This is a genomic window from Pseudochrobactrum asaccharolyticum, from assembly GCF_003314995.1.
Lineage (GTDB): Bacteria > Pseudomonadota > Alphaproteobacteria > Rhizobiales > Rhizobiaceae > Pseudochrobactrum > Pseudochrobactrum asaccharolyticum.
Genome location: NZ_QNRH01000009.1, coordinates 82,203 through 100,709, shown reverse-complemented (window position 1 = coordinate 100,709; position 18,507 = coordinate 82,203). Strand labels below are relative to the sequence as shown.

13 protein-coding genes are annotated in these 18,507 nt (G+C 49.6%); 3 read left to right on the top strand and 10 right to left on the bottom strand.

What is annotated here, in order from left to right; translation table 11 throughout:
* Positions 1-8: 8 nt before the first annotated feature.
* The 4 genes from DFR47_RS18110 to DFR47_RS18095 all read right to left on the bottom strand — a co-directional run bounded on the left by DFR47_RS18110 (position 9) and on the right by DFR47_RS18095 (position 3,949).
* Positions 9-968 (bottom strand): Rossmann-fold NAD(P)-binding domain-containing protein, encoded by a 960-nt coding sequence (locus DFR47_RS18110; RefSeq protein WP_113945909.1) that lies wholly within the window; start codon positions 966-968, stop codon positions 9-11.
* A 107-nt stretch (positions 969-1,075) separates the two neighbouring features.
* A complete protein-coding gene (locus tag DFR47_RS18105; RefSeq protein ID WP_113945908.1) occupies positions 1,076-2,068 on the bottom strand; it encodes a succinylglutamate desuccinylase/aspartoacylase family protein in 993 nt (330 codons plus the stop codon).
* 18 nt (positions 2,069-2,086) lie between these two features.
* Positions 2,087-3,058, bottom strand: a complete 972-nt coding sequence (locus tag DFR47_RS18100) for a pyridoxal-phosphate dependent enzyme (protein ID WP_113945958.1) — start codon at positions 3,056-3,058, stop codon at positions 2,087-2,089.
* Between the two features lie 39 nt (positions 3,059-3,097).
* A complete protein-coding gene (locus DFR47_RS18095; RefSeq protein WP_113945957.1) occupies positions 3,098-3,949 on the bottom strand; it encodes a transporter substrate-binding domain-containing protein in 852 nt (283 codons plus the stop codon).
* Between the two features lie 195 nt (positions 3,950-4,144).
* Between DFR47_RS18095 and DFR47_RS18090 the strand changes: the two genes are divergently transcribed.
* From DFR47_RS18090 to DFR47_RS18080, 3 genes are all read left to right on the top strand, one after another.
* The gene (locus tag DFR47_RS18090) at positions 4,145-5,008 is read left to right on the top strand and encodes a LysR family transcriptional regulator (protein WP_113945907.1); all 864 of its coding nucleotides are present in this window, start codon (positions 4,145-4,147) and stop codon (positions 5,006-5,008) included.
* Positions 5,009-5,038: 30 nt separating this feature from the next.
* The gene (locus tag DFR47_RS18085; protein ID WP_245416640.1) at positions 5,039-5,710 is read left to right on the top strand and encodes a pyridoxine/pyridoxamine 5'-phosphate oxidase; all 672 of its coding nucleotides are present in this window, start codon (positions 5,039-5,041) and stop codon (positions 5,708-5,710) included.
* Positions 5,711-5,919: 209 nt separating this feature from the next.
* On the top strand, positions 5,920-9,051 hold the full coding sequence (locus tag DFR47_RS18080; protein ID WP_245416639.1) for a Mur ligase family protein: 3,132 nt from the start codon (positions 5,920-5,922) through the stop codon (positions 9,049-9,051).
* Positions 9,052-9,078: 27 nt separating this feature from the next.
* On the opposite strand, the gene DFR47_RS18075 is transcribed toward DFR47_RS18080, so the two are convergent.
* The 6 genes from DFR47_RS18075 to DFR47_RS22015 all read right to left on the bottom strand — a co-directional run.
* The gene (locus DFR47_RS18075) at positions 9,079-10,125 is read right to left on the bottom strand and encodes an alpha/beta hydrolase family protein (RefSeq protein ID WP_170137546.1); all 1,047 of its coding nucleotides are present in this window, start codon (positions 10,123-10,125) and stop codon (positions 9,079-9,081) included.
* 32 nt (positions 10,126-10,157) lie between these two features.
* A complete protein-coding gene (locus tag DFR47_RS18070) occupies positions 10,158-11,357 on the bottom strand; it encodes a beta-barrel domain-containing protein (RefSeq protein WP_245416638.1) in 1,200 nt (399 codons plus the stop codon).
* Positions 11,358-11,428: 71 nt separating this feature from the next.
* Complete coding sequence (locus DFR47_RS18065; RefSeq protein ID WP_113945904.1) at positions 11,429-13,684, bottom strand: type I secretion system permease/ATPase; 2,256 nt, start codon at positions 13,682-13,684, stop codon at positions 11,429-11,431.
* Complete coding sequence (locus DFR47_RS18060; RefSeq protein ID WP_245416637.1) at positions 13,681-15,027, bottom strand: TolC family outer membrane protein; 1,347 nt, start codon at positions 15,025-15,027, stop codon at positions 13,681-13,683. Before DFR47_RS18060 ends, DFR47_RS18065 begins: the two co-directional genes overlap by 4 nt.
* A gap of 131 nt (positions 15,028-15,158) precedes the next feature.
* Positions 15,159-17,060, bottom strand: a complete 1,902-nt coding sequence (locus DFR47_RS21850) for a BapA/Bap/LapF family large adhesin (protein WP_170137540.1) — start codon at positions 17,058-17,060, stop codon at positions 15,159-15,161.
* 44 nt (positions 17,061-17,104) lie between these two features.
* A partial coding sequence (locus tag DFR47_RS22015) for a hypothetical protein (RefSeq protein ID WP_210207338.1) occupies positions 17,105-18,507 on the bottom strand: 1,403 nt, incomplete at its 5' end.

The window sequence follows — 18,507 nt, the reverse complement described above, 5'->3', positions numbered from 1 at the left end:
AATTTCAACTAATCATGTGCATTCAGAACAGCGGTAGCAATTGCAATATCCTGAACTGCTAATCCTGTCAGCGTGGCGATGGTAATATCCGTACTATTTTTCCGGCCGCTATGCTTTCCGGCAACAACTTCTCCCAGTTCAACAACTTGATCAGCAGACAGCTCTGTATCATTGAATGCATGATGCAATTCGCCACGATGCCGCGCCTGCTCACGACTGTCGGTGACCACAATATCTGCTTTAAGAATAAGCGCTGCTTCCAGCTCCTGCTTTTCCGGCGTATCCGCACCGATAGCCGTAATATGCGTACCTGCCTGTATCATGTCCGCAGTTAGAATGGCTTCACGGCTTGCAGTCGTCGTCACGATTAAGCGTGCTTGTTGTGCCACTGCGGCTGGTGTATCCGCAATTGTGACCTGATAGCCTTTAGCCTTCATACGCTGTGCATAAAGCTGCGCCTGCTCACTACGTCGCCCCCAAACAATTAGATTTTTACAAGGACGGGCTTTCTGCAACAGTTCCACCTGCAATTCCGCCTGCATTCCTGTGCCGATAACGCCGATCACACTGACGGTTTCCGGTGCCATATAATGTGCTGCGACAGCACCGGCCGCTGCAGTGCGTAAATCTGTCAGCCGCCCGCGGTCATTGAGGATTGCACAAAGCTCACCGGTCAGTTTGCTGAAAACCAGCATCAGGCCGTCGCTTGTGTTCAGACCCTTGGCCGGATTTTCAAAAAAACCGGAAGCGATTTTAATCACGTAAGTATCACCTTGCGTGAAATACCCGTATTTAATGTGGGTCTCTCCCGGAGGATTACTAAAGATCAGTTCCCCCGGCAGCGGCACCACCGCCTCTCCCCGCGAGAATGCAGCAAAAGCAGCCCCGATCAGCGGCACAATATCCAGTTTTTGAACACGGTTTTCAATCTCGGTCTGGTTTAAAATAACAGGCGATCCGGCTGACATTCAGTTTCCTTAAAAATAGCAGCCCATGCGATGCGGGAGCACCGTCAAAACTGCCGAAAAAAGAGGGGAAAGCCACGCGTGATAAGCAAAACCGCGCAGCCAGCTTGTTATTGATGATCCACAGCAATAACCACGATTGTATCATCCCGCCGGACAAGCCCCTGTCCGGCCACACAGAATAGCAGACCATCTTTAGGCGCTTTTACCGGAGACGGTGCTTTATCATTGCGATCAGTGTGGTGGATATAGCCGATAATATCACCTGCCTGCAGGTCAGTGCCAAGCGGCACAACCGGCTCGTATAATCCGGTGTCATCGGCATGGATGTAACCCGCATCAGGCACGGTCACGAGACGTTGCGTAGGTTGCTTTACAACATTCCTGCCATTCACAGTCTGAATTTGGTTCAAATGCTGCAAGGTTGACAGGATACCATCATAGGTCAGTGTCATAGTCTCAACACTGATACAGGCACTGCCGCCAAGTTCGCTTGAGAGCATCAGCTTGCCGCTTTTTTCAACCACATCATCCAGCATAACATCCGCATGGGGTTCACGGATGATGACCGTCAGCGGCGCACCGAAAGCAAGTGCCGCATCAATAAACCTCTGATTTTCCGCCTCATTTCCCTGCGCATGAATAAATGTACAGGGCACAAAATTCAGCGTGCGTCCGCCGGAATGCAGATCAATCACATTATCACAACGAGGCACCAGTTGCGTCGACACAAAATGTGCAAGCCGCTGTGTCACCGAGCCTTTGGCGTCCCCCGGAAATTCACGATTGAGATTTCTGTCATCAATCGGAGACAGACGCTGACCACTCATAACCGCCGGCAAATTGAGAGACGGAATAATCACAATCGTGCCCCTGATCTCTTCCGGCTTTAAATGATGTGCCAGTTTTGACAGAGCTACCTGCCCTTCATATTCATCACCGTGATTGCCGCCCAGCAGCAATGTTACCGGACCGGCACCGTTTTTCAGCAGATAAACCGGAATGCGGATACTCTGCCACGCACTGGTATTCACAGAGCTTGGCAAATGAATATAAGCACTCTGCCTGCCGTCTTTTGTCCAATCTATTTCAAGGCTGGCCATGGCTGTTTCCTTATCGGGTCAGGCATTTTCTGCAGAATTAATAACGTTCAGAACCGTGGAGAACTCGAAGTTCCCGCCACAGAGCAAAACCACATTCACCTGACCTTTGCAGTGTTCCGCAACTTTCAGATATCCTGCAAGAGCGAGCCCTGCCGCCCCCTCAACAAGGTGATGCTCTTTAATGGCAAGCTGTGCGAGAGCACTGGCAATTTCGTCTTCCGAGCATGTCACCACTTCATCAACGACTTCAATGGCGAGCGGCAGTGTAATACTGTCATCATCCATACCGCCTGCCACGCCGTCAGCGAGGGTTGGCAGATGTTCGGTTTCAACAACCTTGCCTTCCTGCATCGAAACAGCCAGCGCACAGGATGCTTCAGCCGCAACGCCATAAATCTTGGTTTGCGGGCTAAAGCTTTTCAAAACAGAACCGATGCCGCTGATCAGGCCGCCACCGCCCATAGCGATAAACACATTATCAATGCGCGGCGCCTGCTCCAGCAGTTCAAGCCCTATTGTTCCCTGTCCGGCAATAATTTGCTCATCATTATAAGGCGATACATAGGTCAGACCGCGTTTAACCGCCGCTTCCTGTGCATGGACTTCCGCCTGCCCTGAATCCTCGCCGGACAGCACAACTTCAATCCCATAGGAGCGGATTTTTGCTAATTTTGCTTTTGATACACCAACACCGAGATAGACGGTCATCGGACGGTTCAGCAATGCTGCGGCCTGTGCAGACGCAATACCGTGATTGCCCGACGAGGCAGTGATAACGCCCTTATCTTCCGGCAAAGCCGTGATCTTGCTCATTGCCCCCCTGAATTTGAAAGAGCCGGTTTTTTGTAAGTGCTCTGCCTTAAAATACAGATCTGAACCGGTTTCCGCACCGATTTCACGCGAGGCAATCAGAGGCGTGGTTTCGATATAATCACCGATACGCTTTCTTGCCTGAACCGACCGTGCCGCGCTTTTCAGATATTCCGTCATTTTCGTTTCCATTTCCCAGAGTAAATTTCATTCCGCCCGTCACAACGGGGAGATATCCGTGCCGTACCATTTCTCAGAAAGCTGCTTCACAGTCCCGTCCTTGATCGCAGCGGTAATCGCCGTATCAAAAAGCTGTTTTAAAGCATCATCTCCCTTACGCATGGCAGCGCCCACGCCCTCCCCGAAAACTCCGCCCATTAGGACAGGGCCTGCAATTTTGTAGCCTGAAAAACCAGGCTTTTTCAATTCAGCTTCCAAGGCCGTCAGATCAGCAATTGTTGCATCAATACGGCCGGATTGCAGATCAAGATTGAGCTGTTCAACCGTCTTGTAATAAGTGATCGTCACATCATTCTTGAGATAGGCTTCAAGAAAAGCACCATTGGTTGATGCCAGCTGAACGCCAACAGTTTTATTTTTTAGCTCTTCTGCCAGCAGACGAACCGGCGCTTCTGATGCTTTTTCATCCGACAAATTATAGCGCTGTGTATCTTCTGCGAGCCGCCCGACAGCAGCTTCCGGCAGCATCGTCGCGTGATAGGTAGCAACATAAGGCACCGAGAAATCCAGCACCTTTTTGCGCTCATCCGTAATGCTCATGGCTGCCATGATCACATCGTATTTGCCAGCGTTCAGCGCAGGAATAATACCATCCCAATCCTGCGCCACGATTTCGCACGTACGGTTCATACGTTTGCAAAGATCTTCGGCCAGATCAATTTCAAAGCCGGCAAGTTTTCCCGATGGTTCGGTGAAATTCCACGGTTTAAATGCGCCTTCAGTCGCAATTTTTAAAACCGCATTGTCCTCCGCAAAAGACGCACTGGTGCAAGCTGTCAGCACGGATGCTGAAAGTGCAAAAAACAATAATTTTTTACGAATGAGCTGCATAAGACTGTTCCCGTTTTTATTGAACTGATCATGCATAAGCGTCTGAAAATGCAGTGTTGAAAAACCTGATCAGTTTCCCGCACGCCATTTTCAAATCCGGCTATGTATAATCATTTTTTATATGAGAACTACGTTTACAAAAGAAACAGAACCTGAATACTGTGTTTATTCCTATAAGGATATAAGGAAAATTGAATGATTGATCTCGATCCAAAATTGTTGCGCGCCTTTGTGACGGTGGTTGAAGTCGGGACAATCAATGGTGCTGCTCGCAGTCTCAACCGCACACAAGCGGCTGTCAGCATGCAGATTCAACGGCTGGAAGAATTACTGGATATCAAACTGTTTGAACGCTCTGCACGCGGCCTCAAAATGACTGCGGCGGGCATGGTTCTGTTGTCACAGGCACAGGAGATTTTGCGTATCAGTGATGATGTGCTTGGCAGACTGTCGAGCCTGTCCGGTTCTGGCCGTGTACGGCTTGGAGTACTGGAAGATTTTGCCTCTTCCGGCCTGATTGAGATTTTAAAAAAATTCCGCGATCAGTACAAAGATGTGCAGATTGATATTGTGGTTGAAAACAACCGCACATTAGGCGCGCGCTTTGAAGAAAAGAACATCGACCTTGCCATTTGTGATGTCAGTGTTCTTGACCGCAAGCCGGTGATCGAATGGACAGAACAGCTTTACTGGACGGTGCGGGATGATATTTGTATTGCACCGGACGGCACTTTGCCGATCATCATGTTTGATGAGTTATGCCCATGGCGGGAACGGGCAGTAGATGCACTCAATAACATAAACTGGACGATGGTTTGTGAGGCCGGTGCGCTCGCAGCAGTCAGCACCGCAATCCGTGTCGGCGTTGGTGTCGGACTGATGACCTATCATACAATTCCGCCGGATTGCCGTGTGCTGCGCCAGTTGTCCCAGCTTGCACCGTCATTTCCGGTTACATTGGGTCTGTTTTCGCAAAGCGATCCGCAACGTCCTGTGCGCACGATAACGCAGATGATTGCCGAACACATCAACAGCAGCGCAACCAAAACGCTCATATAGATAATAATCAAAGTACATCAAGCGGAAGCCATGACCAGTTCAACCCAGTCCATGAAACAAAAACTCCGGCAGCTTCCCTCTCTGAAAGCACCTTTGCCCGATGTGGATTTCACAATTTTTCCGGCTACACCACACGAGGCTTTTGCGAACTGGTTTGACGATGCGATTGCATCCGGTATTCGGGAGCCGCATGCCATGACTTTATCGAGTATTGATAAAGACGGGCAACCTGACGCACGCGTTCTTATTTTGAAAAATGTAGACGACCGTGGCTGGCACTTTGCGATCAAAGCCGGCAGTCCGAAAGCTGAACAGATCAAAGCACTGCCCGCAGTTGCTCTCACTTTTTATTGGCCGGCTTTAGGCAGACAAGTCCGGCTGCGTGGTGTGGCGAAACTGCTGAGTCCGGAAGAATGTGCCGAAGATTTTATGGATCGTCCGATTGGTTCCCGTGTCAGCGCCATTGCAAGCAAACAAAGTGAGATTTTGACAAGTGATCAGGAACTCAACCAACAACGACTAGAAGCGGAAGCCTTCCTGACTGAAAATCCGCAATATATCTCAAAAGTCTGGCAGGTTTATACCGTTGATCCTGACAGCGTCGAATTTTGGCAAGGCGCATCAGACCGTAATCATAAACGCCTGCGCTATGATGCAAATGCTGGCCCATCATCCTGGAAAATAATTCGTCTATGGCCGTAACAATGTCCACTCATTCAGCAGCAGATGAGCGCTGCAATAGCCGGTTTATGTAAAATTCCGGCTGAATTATTTGCGTTACGGCCGCATTAAAACGCGATTAAATGTTTATTCCTAAATTATATAATTGTACAATAACTTTTATTTAAATTACCTTATGCACGTACGAATCCGTCACTTACTCTGAATTACAAATAAGAGGGGATCGTGGATTGAGGCCTGAAATTACAACATTACTTGCTTCTCGTTTGCGGACACGTATTGAAAAGCAAATTAAACCTGTTGGTGAAGCAGGTAGTCAATATATATTGTTCTTTACTTTTAGCGACAAAAAAAGTCACGCACAGACAATTATCACCAAACATGCTGATTTTGCTCAAGGCTGGCAAAACGCTATTACCGAAATGCGCAGCCGTATCAGCTCACTCGGCCTGAAAATACGTTGGCTAAGAGTCGACTGGGTCAGCGAGGTCGAAAAAACAACGTGGCAGCAACTTCGCGACGGTTTTGAAAAAATAAAACGGAATTATTTTCGTAAAGGCATTTCACTGGATGCAAGTTTTAATCAGGCTTTTCTCGAAACAGAACTAAACGCCAATGCCATGCTCTATGGTGGTGCACATATTGCTAATGCGATTATTAATGAGAAAAATTTCCTGCATTTTGCACGCAAACGCTTTGACCTTGAGACAATAGATTTCAGTCCGGACAAAGAAATATTCACCTTCACAACCGGAGCCATGTTTACAACTCTGGAAGAGCCGGACTCATATATTTTACATGGTACGGGCAGAAATGCAGGCAGACGCGCTATTGATAAATTGGATGCCGTTACAGTCAATGAACTGATTGAAAACGCAAGTCTGTATCTGACCAAACAAGTGAAAATGAACGGTCGTTTTCACTATGGCTGGCATCCGTGTTTTGACCGCCCTATTCCGTCTTATAATGCGCTTCGTCATGCGAGTTCGCTCTATGCCATGATCGAAGCCTGGGAAGTGACACGCGATCACAAACTGAAAGAAGCAATTGATCTCAGCCTGAACTGCCTGACAGCACAGCTAATCAGGCAAATACAGTTGCCCGATGGCCAAACTGCATCTTATCTTGTTGAAGCCAATAAAGAGATTAAACTGGGAGGTAATGCTGTCTGCCTGCTGGCTTTAACCAAATACAGTCAGCTGACCGGTACGCAGGATTATCTGACACTGCTTGAACAACTGGCACTTGGCATCACTGCCATGCAGGATCCGGAAACAGGTAAATTCAATCATGTTTTCCGCTTTCCGTCACTGGAGCTGAAAGAAGAGTTCCGTATCATCTATTATGATGGGGAAGCAGCATTCGGTCTTATGCGTCTCTATGCTTTAACACAGGATGAACGCTGGCTGTCCTGCGTTGAAAAGGCCTTTGAATATTTTATCAAAGCCGAACATTGGAAAGCGCATGACCACTGGCTCAGCTATTGTGTAAATGAACTGACGATATACCGGCCGAAAGAGAAATATTTCCGTTTCGGTATTCAAAACGTCGCTGATTATCTGGATTTTGTTCACCACAGGATCACCACTTTCCCGACCCTGCTTGAACTGATGATGGCTGCACGCGAGATGCTGAGCCGGATCAGCACAATGCCTAAAATGCAGCATCTGCTTGACCAGATTGATTTGCTTAAATTTTATCTCGCTTTGGAACACCGTGCACATTATCTGCTCAACGGCTATTTCTGGCCGGAACTGGCCATGTTCTATGAACAACCGCAAAAAATCCTGGGTTCCTTTTTCATCCGTCATCACTCTTTCCGTGTGCGGATTGATGATGTTGAGCATTATCTGTCAGGCTTCATCGCCTATCTGCGTTATCTGAAAATACAACGCCAGTTCTTTGAATTTGTCAGCAATCGTGCGCAGATTCCTCCGCCCGAAACAACAATCAATGAACAAACAATACCCACAGAACAATTCAACTGGACGTCAGCAAAACTGCTTCAAGCGACCGGCGGTGAATGGGTACAGCAACCGCCCCGCAACTGGGGTGCGACAGGTCTGTGCATTTTTGCACCCGCCATGCAAAATCAAAATATTGTCGTTGCCAAGTCGCATTTGACTGAAAAGGGTGTTTTACCGGTTATTATCAAAAAGATGTCCCCCCCTCCTGCCGCTATTATCAGCAGCAATCCGGAGACGTTGGGTATTTCAGACATTCCGGTTCTGAAAGTATCGGATATTGATAAAACTATTCTGGATATGGGGAGCTATGCACGACACCAGATAAAGGGCCATGTCTGTGCCGTCACGGGCAGCGCCGGTAAAACGACAACAACCGCTATGCTTGCCCATGTGCTTGAAGCTTATGGCACAACTGAACGCAGTGTCCATAATGCGAACCGGCCATATGGTGTTGCATGGAACCTGGCCTCATTTGACTGGAACAGCGAACACATTGTGCTGGAACTTGCCGTCGGCATGATGGGACGCAGTGCCCGTATGGCTTCACCCAAATTGGCAATTTTTACCAATATTCTGCCGGTTCATCTCAGTGATACTACAACACTGCATGATATTGCGGTTACCAAAAGTGCGATTTTTTCAGGTATGAAGCCGGGCGATACGGCAATCCTGAACAAGAATATGCAGGAATGGCCGACTGTACTGAGTGCAGCTCAAGCCCGCCGGCTCAATATTATTGAATATGGCTGCACGTCTGATTGTGAATTTCAGCTGATAGATTATCGGCCGCAGACCCGTCAGGTAACAGCAAGTTTGCGGGGGATCAAAATCCGCTATGAGCTGGGAGCCGAAGGCGAACATATGGCTTTAAACAGCATTGCCATACTGGCTGCAGTCACCGCTTTGAACTATCCGCTTAATGATGCACTGCAAAAATTATCCGTATTCAACGCACTTTCAGGACGCGGTGAACAAAGCCAGCTTACAATTGATGGCAAACCAATAACCCTGATTGATGATGCCTATAATGCCAATACCGGCTCGATGAAAGCTGCACTGGAAAATCTGGCCACCCATACAACAGCACCGCGGCGCATTGCTGTTCTCGGTCAGATGGCTGAACTCGGCCTCAATGCCGAACAATATCACACAGATCTGGCAGAGTTTATTGCCGGTCTTCCCGTCGACAAAGTCTTCGTTACCGGAGAGCATTATAAAAATTTCTGGCAATGCCTGCCCGATGCAATCAAAGGCGCCTATGCACCATCGATGGAAGAGTTGAAAACAGCATTACGGGAACAAATCGAAGAGCAGGATACAATCTTGTTCAAAGGCTCGAACAGCACAAAAATCCATGAACTGGTAACATGGATTAAAAATATCGCTGCGCAATAAGGACGGAATTACCCTGCTCTGTTTCTGTCAGAGCGGGGCATCTGTTTTAACCCGCGCTGTTCGCGGATCAGCAAGAGTTTTGACAATATCAGCTGGCGTATCATTTCTCATATACATAACAGCACCGAGGCGTGCCTGCCGGTACAGCAGATGATGCTGTTTTCCCTCACCCGTTGTAACAATATGAAAGGGCTTCAGTCCGGTTTCCCGCAAAGCGCGGACATAATCCAGTTGCGTGGCAAAAGGAACAGACCGGTCTTTCACATCCGACAGGATAAAAATATCCGGTGGCGGGTTGCGATCAACTTTTGCAACCTCCGTGACCGGATCATAATAACCTGAAGGATCCGGTAAAAGAGAGCCGGTCACACGGGGAATATTGGCTTTATAAGTCAGCGTTTTAGCAACAGATAATAGTCCTGATGCAATGAAGACCGCTTTAATATCCGTTCGGCGGTTGAGCAGTGAAGCGATGATGTGTCCGCCACCGGACTGGCCGACCAGAACAAATTTTGTAATCGAATAACGCTGTTTCAGTTGGTTGAGCGCATCATCCATCAAGTCGATCTCCAGCGGATAACGACGCATATTATGATCGCCGGAGGAACCGTAAATACCAGGTCTGGCCACAAGTATTGCAGGTGTCTGCGCCTGAATTGACCATTCAGTCATATCATATTGCAGGCTGTAAGGCGTGATACCCTGATAGCTCGGAGCAATAAAGCGTTCATCGCGTATGTTACGCAAAATGACATCACCGTTAAAATAGATAAGCGCAACCGGATTATTATCCTGCTTTAATCCATAGGGATAATAGCGGATACAATCACCACTATTTCCGTCTGGCGGTTCTTTTATCCAGAAACTGTTTGCAATGCCTTCACAATGAGTCTGATCTGTATAGGTGCCGTTCAATGCGCCATAAAGATCAAAACTTTCATGTCCTTGCGGATACATCAATGCCTGCGGATGCGTATGTTCAAAAGGACCGATGCGCGGATCAAGCGCATTGGCCTGCGCAAACGGAAACAGCAAAGCAATGAAGCGGATAATCAGACGCATAACAATGATCATCCCTGCTCTCCTTTGTAAGCGCATCTGAGCTGTTATCTTTCCCGCAGAGCTTCACGCGCCCGATTGAGCGGTTTTATCAGATAGTCAAATACAGTTTTGCTGCCGGTGTGAATATCGACAGTTGCTACCATGCCCGGAACCACCGGAAATTCCTGACCTGCCTTGTTGACCAGCACATCTTCCTTTGCCTGAATAAAGACACGGTAATAGGTAATTTCAGGCTTCAGTTCATCCTGAATTGTATCCGGTGAGATTGAAACCACGCGCCCTTCCAGCCCGCCGTAAATAGAATAATCATAGGCTGTCAGTTTAATATTCGCGCGCTGTTCCGGATGGATATAAGCAATATCTCTCGGGGAAATGCGTGCCTCCACAAGCAACTGATCGCCCACAGGTACAATTTCCATTAACTTTCCATTGGGCGGAACAACGCCACCGATCGTGGATACTTCAATATTTTTGACAATACCGCGCACAGGAGAGCGAAATGTCAGACGGGAAAGTGAATCTGCGCGTCCTTTCACGACAGGAAAAAGCGCCGAGACTTCAGCATTGGCTTTTGCCAGTTCCTCGCGTGCCTGAACAATATATTGCGACCGTATATCAACCTGTTTTAGTTCAAGCTCCACCAGCTGACGCTTAAGGCGTAACACCTCCACATTGCTTGATGCCCCGATTTTCGTCAGAGATTCACTGATCTTTAACTCGCTGCGCACCAGATCGGCCGCTTCTTTCACCCAATGAACAGACTGCTCAAGGCTTTTGCGCCTTGCATTGAAAAGCTCTGTTTCCGTCGCTTTCAAGGCGGGGTAATTCTCAAGTGAATTCGGGAAGACCAGATCAGCCATATTCACTTCGGCCTGCAAGCGTGCAGCACTTGCAAGCGCTGTACGATAACGCGCCTCGCTTTCTTCAACATTGGACTCGTTTTTTGTCGGATCAAGCTGCGCCAATATCTGCCCCGGAACAACCAGATCATCCTGCCGCACAGCAAGCTGAGCAACAATGCCGCCTTCCAGTGATTGAATAATCTGCTCACGCATCGTCGGCACAATTCGCCCGCTGCCGCTTGAAACTTCATCAAGTTCTGCAAAATATGCCCATGTACCTGCCACACACAAACTGATCATAAAATACCATATGACCCGTCTTGAGCGTGTCAGTTTCACATCATCATCTGTGTCGAAACCCGTCGCCATTTTCCATTTTTTATCTGTATCAGAAAACGCCATTCACTCCTCCTGATAACGATGATGACCGGATTTCTATGAACCCGCTTCAGCAAACGCAGATGTACTGTTCTTCACGACGCCTGACTCATCGTCCTCGCGGGAGGCGGCACATTTGCCAATCCTTTGAGGATTTTAAGGGCGGTCTCCTTTTGCTCGTCGAGTGCGATGACGCCTGACTCGACAACAATAATACGGTCAACCAGATCAAGGGCACGCATCCGGTGGGTTGCAATAACCAAAGTTTTCTCACCGGAATATTTGCGCAGATTATCAATGAAATGCCGCTCGGTAGCCTCATCCATGGCGGCTGTCGGCTCATCCAGCAGCAAAACAGAAGGATTGCGGATCAGTAATCTTGCCAGCAATAGAGATTGTTTCTGGCCGCCGGAAAGGCCAAGCCCGCCTTCCAGCACAATATGATCCAGTCCTTTAGGCAATTTGCGGATAAATTCATCTGCACCGACCATTTTCAGCGCCGGTAAAATTTGTGCAGGCTCAGCCTGAGGCGCGCCCATAATGATATTCTCCATCAAAGTACCGTGAAATAAGCGGGCATTTTGTGTCAGAAGCCCGACATCACGGCGAATATCGGCCGGATCAATATGGTTCATTGCCAGATCATCCAGCAAAACCTCTCCCGATTTTGCCTGCATCAGACCAGACATTGCCTGTAGCAAAGTGGATTTTCCCGAGCCATTTTTGCCCAGTACCGCGATTTTTTCACCTGCTTTAATATTGAGGTTACGTAACAATAATGCTGGCGGGGAATTCTCATCGCCGTAGCGGTAAAGTGCCGTTTTAAAAGAATAACTCCCCTTTATATACGGCGTCTGAATACGGTTTTCATTCTCCGGATAATCAATCGGCATTTTCATAATAGTATTCAGACTGACCAGACCAACTTTGGCCTGCTGCAAACGGCTGAGAACTTGCGTAATATGCGCCATCGGCGCCATCATGCGGGAGCCAAGTACAGAACAGGCAACCAGTGCACCCGTTGTCATATCTCCGGCGATCACCATCGGCGCACCGGTAAACACCACCACGGCGAAAACACCGGTTTGCACATTATGGGTCCATACGGTCAGCATATTGGTAACGTGACGAAGCCGGAGTTGCGCCTCTCCTGTGACGCTGTTGTAGTGGTTCCATTGTTGCTGAAAACGCTCTTCAGCCTGAAGGGTTTTAATGTCTTCAATGCCCTGTACAGTCTCAACCAACATGGCATTGCGCAGAGAAGCCTCACGCATGGATGCCGAGGCATATTTGCGTAATTTAGGTTGAGCGAGCAGCCCCGGAATGAGCAAAAAGAACAAGGCACCGAGCGGAATTAATACCAGTACGCCGCCCATAAACCAGTAAATCACCAGAAACAGCAGAAAGAACGGAATATCAGCCAGTGCTGAAACAGTTGTGGAGGTCAATAATTCACGAACCTGTTCCAGATCGCGTATCTGTGAAATAAAGGTTCCGGTAGATGTCGGACGGCTGCTGTTTTGGACGCGTAATGCATGACCGAAAACCCGGTCTGAAACGCGGATATCGGAACGTTTTCCCAAATGATCAATGATTGCCATGCGCGTCCGGCGCATCACAAAATCAATCCCGATCGCTAAAAGCACACCACAAAACAAAACATAAAGTGTGTGATAGTATTGCGAAGGCACCACACGGTCGTAGACCTGCATTGAGAAGATAATACCTGCAAGCCCTAAAGTATTGGCAATCAGCGATGCGAGCAGAATATGACCATAAGGACGTATGTCCCGCAGGACAATTTTACGAAACCAGTTTTTATCGTAAGGACTGTTATAGGCATCAACACGCGCATCCGGTATTGCCCGCGCCGGACGGGCAATAACAACGACCTCCGCATCCTGTAGTAATTGTGATGCCTCAGCGGGGCTTTGCAGACCACCGTCACCTGCAAAACAAATACCGGCTTCACCAGAACTGCTGAGTTTCATCACGACGCCGATCTGGCCGCTTTTCAATTGCACAATCACCGGCAACTGCCAGCTGGATAACTGAATTTCGGCAGGATCCTGATACTTCACCTGCAAATGCATACGACGCGCGAGATAGCTGATCTTATCATATTCATTGGTATGGCTATCCCAAGCCACGGCAAGACGTGCACTTTCTGCCGAAATTGGCAGACGATAATAAGTGGCAACGATACGCATCATTTCCAGCCAGGGCTGAATCTGAAATCCTTGTTGTTCTCCGGCAGTCTGTGCTTCGGCCGGTGCTTCACTATTGGTATCAGTGATAATCTGAACAGTTTCAGATTGCGGAATATCGGATTGCTGGCTTTCATCTCTCATGGTGTTAACACAACTCCCCTGACAGAAATTCCGTTGAGCGCAAAGGAAGACCGCAACATGCCACTGCTATAGAGACAGTCGGCATCGAGGCGGCGAATATCATGCAGTGTATTGACCCTGTTGAACCTTGCCTGATGCAGTTCCTGTTCAGCATTCAGCAAATCAAGCAATGTGCGGGTGCCGAGTTCAATATATTGCTTCTGATAAAGATCGCGGGTTTCCTGCATCATTTTATCCCGTGCAGACAAAGACCCGAGCAGGCGCCCCATACTGCCGGTCTGTACACTCGCCTCCCGCAAGCTATGCTGAACATCAAGCCGCGCTCTGTCCCGCGCAGCTTCTGATGCGCGCAATGCATAACCTGCAGCATTACGGCGTGCTGTTGCTGCACCGCCCTGATAAAGATCGCCGCTGATATACAGACCGACATTAAATTCTGTTTTCCGGCTGGTGGTTGCATCCATATCATAGCCGGCATCTGCTTTCAGAGAGAGTGTCGGAAGTGCCTGCGCCCGCGTTTCCGCCAATTGTGCCAGTGCTTCCTTGCCCTGTGCTTCAGCCTGTATAATGGCCGGCACCTTATTCCAGTCCGGATTTTTAATATTGCAGGCTGCATCAAACCATTTAGGCACAGTGGTATTCACACCGACTTTGCCTTTCGCGCCCGTCAGATAAGCGAGATTGCTTTCCCAGCGCTCCATTTGGGTGGTAATTTCAAGAATAGTGGTTTCAGCGGCCTCTACACGCGCTTCCGCCTGCAGCAGATCCGAACGGGTGCTGGCACCTTCCTGTGAGCGCTGGCTTACAAGTTTGGCCACCGTATTCACACCGTTCAGTTGCTGCCTTGCCACAGCGAGAAGCGCATTATAGCGCTGCACTTCAATATAAGCTGTCGCCGTTTCACGGATGAGGTGATCAACTGCCAGTAATAATTGTGCTTTTCCGACTTCTGTACCAGCTGACGCCACATCGACTGTACTGCGCACTTTTCCGAAGTCATAAATCATCTGCGTGGCGGTGACACTCATATAGGGTCGCCAACCATTACGGTCACGGCTGCTATAACCCGAATTGGCTCCCGCAGAAATGCGCGGAAGATAGCCGGCTTCCGCCTCATCAATACGCGATTGCCGCATATTCAGATTATTCACCGCTTCATCAATAGAAGGATGCCATTGAACAGCTCTTTTGACAGCATTTTCCAGAGTAAACCCTGCAGCCTGCTGTTTTGTTTTTTTAGCAGCATATGCCTCACTGCCAGCGATATAGACCAGAAAACCAATAAATATTCCGATACCAACCAACAGGTTTCTGCCGTATCGCATCAGGCAATTCACATCCATACATTCCCCTCCGTCTCTGAATTCCGGCAAACCGAGTTCAAAGTCCGTTTACGTCAAACATCCTCACTCCTCCTGTGAGGCATCCGTGCCGATGCAAAACACCGGCACGGAAAGTTTCGTCGTCAGAAGAATTACAGAACCGGCACAGAATGATGTGACCAGTTGTCTTGCTCTGAGTCTGTCAAAGGTATCAACGCAGCTGTATCCGGCACTGTTTCCAGTTCTGCCACAGGCGTTGACGGGACAGGTGTCTCTGTTCCGGTATTCTCATCAGCACTAAACAGATCAGAAATATCTGCATCAGCATTTTCATCACTGGTGATGAGATCGGCCAGAGTAACACTCAGATCGCTGTTACCATCTTCAGATCCGGAGAAATGCAGACTGTCAGAGAAGTCAGTCTCTTCATGCTGAAGCAGCATTTCCGGAAGTGAAACCACGTCCTCGTGATGGGCCGGACTATCCGGGCTGTCATGAGGCTGATGATTATCAGCAGTATCTGAGTGCGAAGACGGATCTTCGGGATTATCAGGCAGCGCCGTTTCCGTCATTGCCATTCGGGCCATGGCAGTCCCGTCATGTACATCCAGTGTAACCACCAGATCAGCCGTGGCCTCATGGCCGTTTGGCAGAACCAGCTTGTAATGGAATGTATCTGTCAGGTCTGTTGTCGAATGAGCAATGTTGGTGTTCGGCTGATAATGATAACTTCCGTCAGCTTTGACTGTCAGAGTGCCGTAAAGACCGGCAATCACAGTTCCTGCTTTCGTCGCATCCACAAAACTGTTGCCGGACTGAACCTGCAGTTTGGTGTATGTGGACACTGAAGTTCCGTCATTACTCAGAATATTTCCGTCAACACCCGTTACTGTTTTGACTTCAAATTCAGTCAGATGTGTAACGGTCTTACTAACAGAGATATTACTGGAATAACCGGTACCGAGCGTATTCACGCTTGAAGCTTCAATACGATACGTACCGGCGCCAAGACCATCAATGTGCAACTGAATACCTGACCCAATCAAAGGAAGTCCGGCAAGAGCAGTTCCGGAGATTTCTTTAACCAAAGTCGTTCCATTATAAACTTTTATAGTGAAACTAGGTAAGACACTGATAGGTAACCCTGTCGTACCAACACTTACAATCACGTCAGCTTTATCACCTGCCGCAATAGTAAAGTTAGCTTGCCCGTTGCCATTTCCCGGAACTATTACAGCGCCGAATGGTGTATTAAAATTACCCAGAACAGCGTTCGGAATAGCTTCAACCACGTTTTTGAACTGTACACCTGCTTCTGCAGTGTCATCATTCGCAACAAGATCGATAGTCGCCGGACCATCCGGTGTTGTCCACTCCAGATCAATACTGTCACTGCCAATTCTCACATCGAGGTTAGCAGTGCTTTCCTTACCTGAAACAGTGTCCCGAATAGTGTATTCGAAGTGATCTACCTTGCCGATATTTCCGGGTTGATTGAATGGCGTATATGTATAATCGCCATTCTGATGGATGACCAATGTACCGTATTGGCCGGTAATCGTCTTTCCTACTTCCGGTATGTCGACATTGTTCACCTTTGCAACGATTGTTGTTTCAGTGACCGTATCCGGCGTACCGTCTGTGATGACATTTCCATCAGCACTTTCTGCTTCGGAACCGGCAGGATTAGTGTGATCATAATCCGTCACGGAACCATGCAAACTACCGAGCAAGCCAACCCCGACGCCACTGTAAAGAACAAAGGCGCGATATTCACCCGGTGGCAAATTATCGACATTAACACCATATTTTCCGTTCGATAGCAGCTCGAGCGACAAAATACTGGCTTCACCGCCTGCACCGGCCACCGCCTTCCAGTTACCATTCGCGTCTTTGACCTGAAGAAGGATCTTATAATCCCCCAGCAGACTTACAGAGAGAGCGGCACCATAATCCAGCGTCACAGATGCTGTATGTCCTGCATCGACATTGAAACTGACCTTCGGCGTATTAATCACCTGAAGATTTAGTCCCTCTGTCAGAGCAACCAGCAAGAAGTAGGATGCCGCAGGCGGGGTATGTGTTGTTTCAGTCGGCGTTAGATTGACTTTCGCCTCGATGACATCATCCGTTGCTTCAATATCCGCATCCGCATCCGCGTCGGCATCAGCATCCGCGTCAGCATCTGCATCCGCATCCGCATCCGCGTCAGCATCAGCGTCGGCGTCTGCGTCAGCATCGGCATCTGCATCAGCGTCGGCATCAGCATCGGCGTCGGCATCTGCATCTGCATCCGCATCAGCGTCTGCGTCAGCATCCGCGTCGGCGTCAGCATCCGCATCTGCATCTGCGTCGGCATCAGCATCTGCATCAGCATCCGCATCTGCGTCAGCATCGGCATCTGCGTCGGCATCAGCATCAGCGTCGGCGTCAGCATCCGCATCTGCATCGGCATCTGCGTCGGCATCAGCATCGGCATCTGCGTCCGCATCAGCGTCGGCATCGGCATCCGCATCAGCGTCAGCATCGGCGTCAGCATCGGCATCCGCATCAGCGTCAGCATCAGCATCAGCATCGGCGTCGGCGTCAGCATCAGCATCAGCGTCAGCATCGGCATCGGCATCCGCATCAGCATCGGCATCGGCGTCGGCATCCGCATCTGCGTCGGCATCAGCATCGGCATCTGCGTCCGCATCGGCATCCGCATCAGCGTCAGCATCGGCATCGGCGTCGGCGTCGGCATCGGCATCCGCATCAGCATCCGCATCCGCGTCGGCGTCAGCATCAGCGTCGGCATCTGCGTCCGCATCAGCGTCAGCATCGGCGTCAGCATCGGCATCGGCGTCGGCATCCGCATCTGCATCTGCATCTGCGTCGGCATCAGCATCAGCATCCGCATCTGCATCTGCGTCGGCATCAGCATCAGCATCGGCATCTGCGTCGGCATCGGCATCCGCATCAGCGTCAGCATCGGCGTCGGCGTCGGCGTCGGCATCAGCATCCGCATCTGCATCTGCGTCGGCATCAGCATCAGCATCAGCATCCGCATCTGCGTCAGCATCTGCATCTGCATCTGCATCTGCGTCGGCATCAGCATCTGCATCAGCATCCGCATCTGCGTCGGCATCAGCATCAGCATCGGCATCTGCGTCGGCATCGGCATCCGCATCAGCGTCAGCATCGGCGTCGGCGTCTGCATCTGCGTCGGCATCAGCATCAGCATCCGCATCTGCGTCGGCGTCAGCATCTGCATCAGCATCCGCATCTGCGTCAGCATCGGCATCTGCGTCGGCATCAGCATCAGCGTCGGCGTCAGCATCCGCATCTGCATCGGCATCTGCGTCGGCATCAGCATCGGCATCTGCGTCCGCATCAGCGTCGGCATCGGCATCAGCGTCAGCATCGGCGTCAGCATCGGCATCCGCATCAGCGTCAGCATCAGCATCAGCATCGGCGTCGGCGTCAGCATCAGCATCAGCGTCAGCATCGGCATCGGCATCG